This is a genomic window from Myxococcus vastator, from assembly GCF_010894475.1.
GTDB classification, from domain to species: Bacteria; Myxococcota; Myxococcia; order Myxococcales; family Myxococcaceae; genus Myxococcus; species Myxococcus vastator.
In genome coordinates this window covers 1-8,728 of the sequence record NZ_JAAIYB010000365.1, presented here as the reverse complement: position 1 = coordinate 8,728, position 8,728 = coordinate 1, and the positions used below count along the sequence as shown (strand labels likewise).

Sequence of the window (8,728 nt, the reverse complement as noted above, 5' to 3'; positions counted from 1 at the left end):
TCGCGCCAGTCCGCGCCGCCGGGCGTCTTCTCCGGGAAGGCCGCGTGGACCTCGGCCGCCAGCGCCCGCGCCGCCGCCGCCTTCCACGGCGTCAGCCCCGCGAGCCGCGCTGGAACGTCGAGCGGCGGCTCCAGCGACAGCGCGCCCCGGGCCCCCTCCACGGGCAGCCCGTCCGCGAAGAGCTCGGGAGGCGCGCGCAGCCGCTCCCCGGGCGCGGCCACGGTGAAGCGCGAGTCTCCCACCTCCAGCGCCTCCATCCGGCCGTCCGCCCCATAGCGGGCCTGGAAGGCCGTCCCCACCAGCATGCCCTCCACGCGCCCGTCCCTCACCCGGGTGACGCAGTGCGGGCCCTCGCGGCCCGTCAGCTCCTCCCGTCCCACGACGCAGCCCAGGGCGGGCACGCCCTTCCAGAGCCACAGCGCTTGCGGCACCGCCTGAGCGCCCCGCACCCGCCCCTGGGCATCCACCTCCAGCGTCTGCTCCCGGCGGCGCGCTCCCGCCTTCCCGGCGCGGGTGTGCAGGTGCTGGCTGACGTAGGTGAAGCGGCCCGGCTCCAGTTTCAGCGTCACCGTGCCCACCGGCACGCCGCGCCAGGCGAAGACGTAACGCGTGGACTCCGCCTGGGACGTTGGGGGCGCGTCGGCATTGACTGGACTCTCTGGCTTTACCGGGAGCGTCAGCAGCAGCAGGGCAAGCAGGGTGGCCACGGCCCCAGTGTGCGGCGTTTTGAGGACCGGCGCGAGAAGGCGGAGTAGCGTTCCACTCCTTCATGGGCGCCAAACGGTACCTGTTCACGTTCGGCCTGGCGGCAGGGCTGGTCTCCGCGCTCCTCCTGGGGGGGATGCTGCGAGCCGTCTCCGAGGGGCCGCTTTCGAATGCCACCTGGGCGGTGGTGTTGCTCGCCACGCCCGCGCTCTATTTCGCGGGGGGATACCTCGCATGGTTTCGCTGGGCGGCGCAGCGGCGGAGGGTCCGCCGGCAGGTGATGGCGCGGCTGGCGGAGGGAGACCTCACCACCACGGTGGGCCCGCGCTACGAGGGCCACGAGGACGTGCGCCGCCTCATCCTGTCCCTGCGGCGCGCCCTGGCGCAGGTGCAGCGGGTGACAGCCAACCTGCACCGCACCAGCACGGACGTGAGCGGACAGGCCCGGATCCTGCTGGAGGCCGCGCGGCGGCAGGGCGGCGCCGTGGAGCGCACACTGGAGGCCGTCAGCGGCATGGGCGGCAGCCTCCAGGTGGCCGGCAAGCGGGTGCACCAGTTGGAGGTCTTCGCCGTCGACACCACCGGCGCGCTGTTGGAGATGACGGAGCGGCTGGAGCAGGTGGTGGACTCGCTGGCCCAGGTCAACACCTTCGCCCACAACACCACGTCGCTGATGCAGGCCATGGCCGAACGGATGGCCAACATCGCCGCGTCTGGTGACGAGCTGGGCCGCTTCGCCAGCGAGGCCGAGGACTTCGTCGCCGCGGTGGAAGGCGGCATTGATTCGGTGCGCCGCCGCGCCAACGAGACGAACCAGTTGGCCATCGCCGTGACGGCCACCGCCGAACGCGGCGAGGTGCTGGTGGGCGACAGCGTCAAGGGCATGTACCGGGTGGAGGAGACGGTCCGGAAGGCCGCCGAGCTGATGGAGATGCTGGGCACGCGCTCGACGGAAATCGGGCGCATCGTCGACGTCATCCAGGAGATTGCGGACCAGACCAACCTGCTGGCCCTCAATGCCGCCATCATCGCCGCCCAGGCGGGGGTGCAGGGGCGGCCCTTTGGCGTGGTGGCCAACGAGATTCGCAACCTGGCCGAGCGCACCACACGCTCCACCCGCGAAATCGGCGCCATGGTGGCGGGCGTGCGCGACGCCGTGCAGACGGCCGTGGCGCTGGTGCAGGAAGGCCGCGAGCGAGCCACCGCCGGTGTGGCCCTGGGCGACCGCGCCGCCGAGGCCCTGGTGGAGATTCGCACCATCACCCAGCGCACCTTCACCGCCGTCGAAGCCACGGTGGCGGAGACGCAGCGGTTGGAGGCCCAGGGCGCCACGGTGGTGGAGGCCAGCCGCCGCGTGGCCCTGCGGGTGGAGAACGTCACGCGCATGGCCATCGAGCAGTCGGGCCATGCGCGCGAGCTGCTGCGCCAGACGCAGGAGATGGCCCGCGTGGGCCAGGGCGCCTCGCAGAAGGCGGAGGCCCAGGCGCGCACCGGCCGGGACCTCTCCGAGTCGGTGGTGCGGCTGAGCGCCGCCCTGGAGGAGCTGCGCTCCGCCAACGTGGTGCTCACCAAGGCAGACGCCTCCATCCGCGAGGAAGTCGCCCAGGTGCGCGAGGACGCACGCCGGGTCATCCGCATCGGCGACGGGCTGACGCGCACGGTGGACCAGTTGGGTCACGAAGCCGAGGGCCTGGAAGCGGAGGTGTACCACTTCAAGCTCCCCACGCCCCACTTCGGCGGGACGCTGCGCGTGGGCATGCACCAGGCCGCGTCGCTGCGGAACCGCCAGGCGGTGGACCCGCTCTTCAGCGTGGAGAACCAGGTCTCAGAGCTCACCGCGTGCGTGTTCTCCACGCTGGTGCGCCGGGAGGATGGCGGGCTGGAGCCCGACCTGGCCGAGCGCTGGGACGCAGACCCTTCCGCGCGCCGCTACCGCTTCTACCTGCGCCGCGGCGTCACCTTCCACGACGGCACGCTGCTGACGGCGACCGACGTGAAGCGTCACCTGGAGCGGCTGCTGGACCCGGCGCTCCGCTCGCCCGACCGGAGCCTCCTGGAGGACGTGGAGGGCGCGCCGGAGTACGCCGCTGGCATGGCGCGCGACGTGTCCGGCCTGGAAGTGCTGGACGACCACACGCTGGAGATTCGCCTCCGCGAGCCCAAGGCGTTCTTCCTCCAGTTGATGGCGCTCACCGCCACCGCGGTGGCCCGCACCGACGCCAACGGGCGGCTGGTGGGCACCGGGCCGTTCCGGCTCCTCGCCCTGGAGCCCGAGCGCGTGGTGCTGGAGCGGAACCCCTCCTACTGGCGCCCGGGCGGCCCCATGGTGGACCGGCTGGAGTTCCTGCTCACCGGTTCGCGCAAGGAAGCGGTGACGCTGCTGCGCCAGGGAGCGGTGGACCTGGTGTCCTTCCTCGACACGGAGCATGTGGAGCTGCCCGGCCTGGAGGCGTTCCAGTTTGCCGCGAGCACCACGCCCTCCACCGCCTTCGTGGTGCTCAACCACCGGGAAGCGCCCTTTGACGACGTGCGCGTCCGGCGCGCGCTCCGCGCGGGCATGGACATCCAGGCCATGGTGAGCCAGTTCCACCCCGGCGCGCGCGTGGCGCGCTCGCTGACCCCACCCGAGCTGCTGGATGACGCGGACATGGGGCCCGCGCCCGTACCGAACGTGGCCCTCGCCGAGCAGTTGCTGCGGGAGGTGGGCCTGCGCAGGCTGCGGCTGACGCTCCACCGCCCCACCGGCAATGACCACTCCGCGGAGGACGCGGTGCTCTTCCGTCCGCTGCTCCAGGCCGGGCTGCTGGAGCTGCGCTACGTGGAGATGTCGCGCGAGGAATACACGGCCCAGGTGACCGAGGGCCGCCTCCCCGCCTTCCGCAACCGCTGGCTGGCCGACTACCCGGACCCGGACACCTTCCTGCACTTCCTCCTCCACTCCAGCGCCCAGACGGTCTTCCCCATGGGCTACCGAAACCCGGAGCTGGACCGCCTCACGGCCGAGGCCCGCGTCTCCATCGATCCGGAGCTGCGCCGTCAGCTCTACCTGCGCGCGGAGCAGCTGTTCCAGGAGGACTGCCCGCTCATCCCGCTGTACCATGACCGCGCCCACGCGGCCGCGACCCCCGCGGTCCAGAGCCTGCGGCTGCACCAGACGCCGCCTCAGGTGCGCTTCGACGACCTCTGGGTGGACCCGAACGCCTCCACCTGAGCAGGGGCGCCGAAGTGTTCCCATCGGCCGCCGGAACCGGAGGGACGCTCCAGTTGAGAGAGGCGGCTCCGGACCTCGACACCTCCGTGACGAACGAGGTACCCGCGGGCGGTACACCCGCGGCGTTGTGCATGACCGCGGCAGCCCCCGCTCCTTCGAGCCACGAGCTGTTCGCGATGGGAAACAGGACGCTCGCCTGACGCGACGCACGAATGCCGAGGCAATGACCGTGGTGCCCTGAGCAGGGGACGACGAGACGCCGACCCACGCCGCCTCACGACTCACACCACACCCGCGCGTGCCCGAGGCCCGCGTTTCTTCCGAATCCCCTGCACGACTGGCGGCCGTCAGGCCAGGTCGCCCATTCAGGCCTTCCGCAGATGCATCGCCGCGCAGGCTCCCTTCAGCAATGCCCAGGTTCTGAGCCGGGAGAACATCCATCGTGTGCAGCGCCTCTCCAGTTGGAGGAGACCCGCCTCCTCGCGGGCTGGACGGTGCCTCTGGGATGAGCGCCCGCCAGAGGGCCTCTCCCGCCACCTGGACGTCTTCATCGCTGATCGCTTCTCCTCGCCCCGCCCTTCGCACGAGCTCCGCCAACACGCCCCACACCATGCACTCGTGGAGCCAGGTGCGGCCCCGGGCAAACACCCCCTCGCGCTCGCCATGTTCGAGGACCTCCAGCACCTGCGCGCGGGTCCGTCCCTCATGCTCGCCGGGAGTGCCTGCGTCCGGATGGTGATGAAGGAACGTGAAGTCGACGAGGTGGGGCTGCAACAGCGCCCAGGTCGCGAACTCGCGCCAGAAGGCGATGAAGACGTCTCGAAAACCCTGCTTCAGCGGGTCCCCGTCCGCCATCTGGTAGGCGACGAAACCGGTGTAGGACAGCTCGCGCTCGGTGAAGTTCCGGATTGCCCTCGAGATGCCCTGCTTGCTGCCGTAGTAACGGTAAAGCGAGCCCACCGAGAGCCTCGTGGCACGCGCCAGTTCCGCGGCCCGGACGTTGTCGAGGCCCCGCTGTGCCAGCAACCTCGCCGCATCAGGCAGCCTGGAAGTGCGCAGCTCCTGCAACGTGTACATCACCCCTCCCCATCCACCCCGCGGCCGCCGCGCTGGCGGTCACGCTCGTACGACAATGACCCATCTAACAGGTGGGTCTGACACATGGCCCGATGCGCGGACCGCCCCAGGGCCCTGATGACGAAGCCGCTGCCCCGTGGCCGCGACCTCCCGATGGAATGAACGTTCCTTCCACCAGCCCCCCTGGCCTTGAGGCCGGCGTGGCTTCGGGCGCGACCGGAATCCGATTCCGATGTCGAAGCGGGCCCCACACATCGGCACCGCGCAGCGATGGGGAACGTCGAAGCGCGTTGCCATCCCCCACGGTGGAATGGCCGTTCAGGCTCCAGCGCGGGTCAAGTCGGCCGCAGCGGCTTCGCTGCCCCCTTCGTGGGCTTGATGTCAGGCCTCGTCGCGGGTGACGCTCGACGTCGGCGTCACGGCGACTCGCTTCGCGTTCGCGCGGTTCCACCATGGCGCTGCGGCCAGCCGCGCGCTTCGGCCTTGAAGTCCTGTCCCAGTCCGTACGACTCCAGTCGCCACTCACCGTCGCGATTCAGGACGACATACAGATGCTGTCCCAGGAACGCGGCACCCGCCACATGCGGACGGCCGGGCAGCGGGCAGCTGCCGGCTCGGGCACCGCGTACAAAGAACTGAATCCAGGACTGGCGGCCCTCCGGCAGCTCGGCGTCAGCGAGCACGCCCACCAGCCCCCCTTGAAGCAACGCGGCTTCGTACACCGTGCCCGGCGCGACCTCATCCGGAAGCGCATCCACCTCCCACACCACGTGCCCGGACTCGGGGTTCACGGCGCGAAGCACGACACGCGCTTCCCGCGCCGTGCAGGGAATGCCATCCGTGCGCGTACACGCCCGTGTGAAGAGGTAGCCAGGCTGGCCCGACGAGGGCAGCAGCGCGGGCTCCGCGATGGGCACTCGCGCGCCGATTCCGCCGTCTCCGTCCGAAAGCATGACGGGCACACCGCCATCCACCGGGACCACTGCTCGCGCCCCCACCAGCAGCCGCCCACCCGCGATGGCGAGGGACGCACCTCCACCAGGAACACCGCCGTCCACCAGCGTGCTCAACTTCAGCGCCGTGCCTCCGCTTTCATTGGACTCAATTGGCGACACCTTCGAGAGCGCGCTGTTGTCGAGCTCCACCCGCGCCAGCCGTCCATCCGTCGTGTAGAGCCAGGCCGTTCCCAGCGCGTCGAGCCCCAGCCGCGCCTCCCCTCTCCAGGCTTCGACCTGCGACACACCCAACAGCGTGCCCGCGTCTTCGCGACCCGAGAGCAAGATGAGCCTCGCGTATTCTGGCGCCGTACCGCCGTCCTCCACGCCGCCGGCATCCGGCGCGGCTTGCCACGCGACATACGCAAGCACGTCCTCTTCTTGCGTAAGTGCGACGTGGCTCTCAGGGGTTCGGCCCGGCGAGGGGTGCTCGCCCGCCCCAAGCGACGCCCAGGATGCATGCCAGAGGCGCGCCCCGGAGCCGCGCGGCGCATAGGCCTCCAGCCCCTCCGGGGCATGAACCACCACACCCGCCTCCGATGCGGCCAGCAGCGTCCGGGCCCCACCCTCCGGATAAGGCGTCGCGTAACGCAGCAGCCCCGAGCGCGTATACGCGACCAGTTGGCAGCCCGCGTCCCCGCCACACACGGAGGTGTAGAGGGAGTCCTCCAAGACGAGCAACACCGTCCCACCGTCCGCCTCCACTGGCACGCCTTCCAGTTCCAGGCCGAGCTCCGGCGTGAGTTCGACAGGGCTTGGCCGCTGGCACACGCCGCCCTGGCACGTCCCTGCTCCCTGGCAGGCGGTGGCGGGCGCGCAGACGAAACCCTCGGGGGGCGTCACCTCCCGGCACGCGCCGCTGAAGCACAGGCGAGCCGTCTGACAGTCCGCCGGGCCGCAAGGGCTGAAGTCGTCGGCGTCCACCGCCGTGCAGCCCTCGTCGCGGTCACACAACCCCACCTTGCAGGGGTTCTCCGGCGCGGGACACGCCACCCGAGACGTCACACACCCCCGCGTGGGTGAGCACGCATCCATCGTGCACGGATTGTTGTCGTCACACGTCCTCGGGTGACCCACGCAGACGCTCGCCTGGCAGCGGCCGTCCACCTGACAGCGGCTCTCCGGCGCGCACGCGGCGCCTTCCTCCAGCGACGTCTCCACACACGTCCCCGACGCCACGTCGAAGCGGGAGTCGAAGCAGGGACGCTCCGGACACGGCATGGGACGGATGCCCAGGCCCGTGAGGCGGACGGACTCCGTCAGCCCCGCGCCTGACAGCAACAGCGTTCCCTCCGACGGCCCATGCCCCGCGGTGAAGACAACCTCCACTTCGGTCTCGCCGCCCCCGGACACGCTCACCTCGGACGTCACCACGGCGAAGGGCGCATCCACGGAGGCCACCACCGTCAGGCCCGCACGGCCCGTGGCCAGCACCGTCACCGCGCGGCGAGCCTGCGTCCCCTCCAGCACACGGCCGAAGTCCACCACTGCATCCCGGGGCCGGAACCCCTGACGCGAACCTCCCGTCCCGGAGTCCCCTGACGGGCACCCCGTCAGGGCGAGGATGAACGCCACCCACAACGGACTCCAGGAACGCGCCTGCGGATGCATGCCCGCGACTCAAGCGCGGGGCCGCGCGCCGCTGCAATGCAACACCAAGGCGCCGTCCTGAGAAGAACTCAAGGCCCCGGCGCGGGGGCACGGCGCCGAGCCAACATCCGGATGCCCACGCCGATGGCGCCAATGACGACGAGCCCCACCACCGCGTACTGGTACCGGGCGACGAGCGCCGTCAGCCGCTCCAGGTTGCCACCCACCGCCGCGCCCAGTCCCAGCACCAGCCCGGTGTGTGCCATGGCGGACACCGCCCCCAGCGCCAGCGCGTTGAAGCGCGGCATGCGCGAGGCCCCCGCGGCGACGAAGATGAGCCCACGGATGCCTGGCAGGAAACGATTCACCAGCAGCAGCCACGGCCCATTCACGCGCATGCGCGCTTGAACCTGTGCCAGCCGAGCATGGGTGATGCCGACGAAGCTGCGCTCGGGATGGGCGTCGAAGCGCTTCGCCAGCCAGTGCCCCACCGCGTAGTTGATGGCCGCGCCCGCCACGCTGCCCACCGTCACCACCAGGAAGACAAGCACCCACGGATGCGCGCCACGCACCGCGTACACGCCCCCCAGCAGGGTAATGGTGTCCCCGGGAAAGGGCGGCACGACGTACTCCAACATCGCCGCCAGCCCCAGCACCAGCAGGCCCAGGGGCCCCAGGGCCGAGATGAGCTGGTCGATGAATTCCACCATCCGCGCGTGCGACCTCCGGCGAGCCGAGCACCGTCGGATTTAAGTCGGACGCCGCCGATACGAAAGCGGCATCCACGCCGCCCCGCCCGTGGTGAACATCACCGGAGCGCGCGCCTGGCGCGAACCGCCGCCCCACCGCATGTCGCCTGAAGGAATGCCGGCATCCGAGCGAGGGCTCAGCCCGGCCACGGCAGGGCGCAGCCGCCATGACCATCTTTTTACTGCGCCCTTCAATCACGTGGACCTTCCGGGCGGAACGCATCCCATGGCGGGCCCATCCCCTCACCGAGGTCTCTCGCCATGTCCTATCGCGTCACCGTCGCCCCCGAGCTCACGGAGGCCTACCAGCGGCTGCCTCTCTCCGAGCGCCACCCCATCCAGGAGCGGCTGGACATGCTCGCCGCGGCTGCCGACGACGCCGCCCGCTCCCCGTCCAGGAT

At 71.0% G+C, this 8,728-nt stretch carries 4 protein-coding genes and 1 pseudogene; 1 reads left to right on the top strand and 4 read right to left on the bottom strand.

The features are described from left to right. Positions 1-707, bottom strand: a 707-nt coding sequence (locus G4D87_RS28240) for a transglutaminase domain-containing protein (RefSeq protein WP_163785816.1), incomplete at its 3' end; no start/stop codon positions are given. 62 nt (positions 708-769) lie between these two features. Here G4D87_RS28240 and G4D87_RS28235 point away from each other — a divergent pair. After that, a complete protein-coding gene (locus G4D87_RS28235; protein WP_163785815.1) occupies positions 770-3,916 on the top strand; it encodes an ABC transporter substrate-binding protein in 3,147 nt (1,048 codons plus the stop codon). Positions 3,917-4,885: 969 nt separating this feature from the next. On the opposite strand, the pseudogene G4D87_RS39630 reads toward G4D87_RS28235, so the two are convergent. The 3 genes and pseudogenes from G4D87_RS39630 to G4D87_RS28220 form a co-directional block, all read right to left on the bottom strand. Further along, a pseudogene (locus tag G4D87_RS39630) lies at positions 4,886-4,993 on the bottom strand (hypothetical protein); the annotation flags it as partial. A gap of 416 nt (positions 4,994-5,409) precedes the next feature. Beyond that, the gene (locus G4D87_RS28225; RefSeq protein ID WP_240358674.1) at positions 5,410-7,563 is read right to left on the bottom strand and encodes a hypothetical protein; all 2,154 of its coding nucleotides are present in this window, start codon (positions 7,561-7,563) and stop codon (positions 5,410-5,412) included. A gap of 104 nt (positions 7,564-7,667) precedes the next feature. Further along, on the bottom strand, positions 7,668-8,288 hold the full coding sequence (locus tag G4D87_RS28220) for a DedA family protein (RefSeq protein WP_163785813.1): 621 nt from the start codon (positions 8,286-8,288) through the stop codon (positions 7,668-7,670). Positions 8,289-8,728 lie beyond the last annotated feature (440 nt).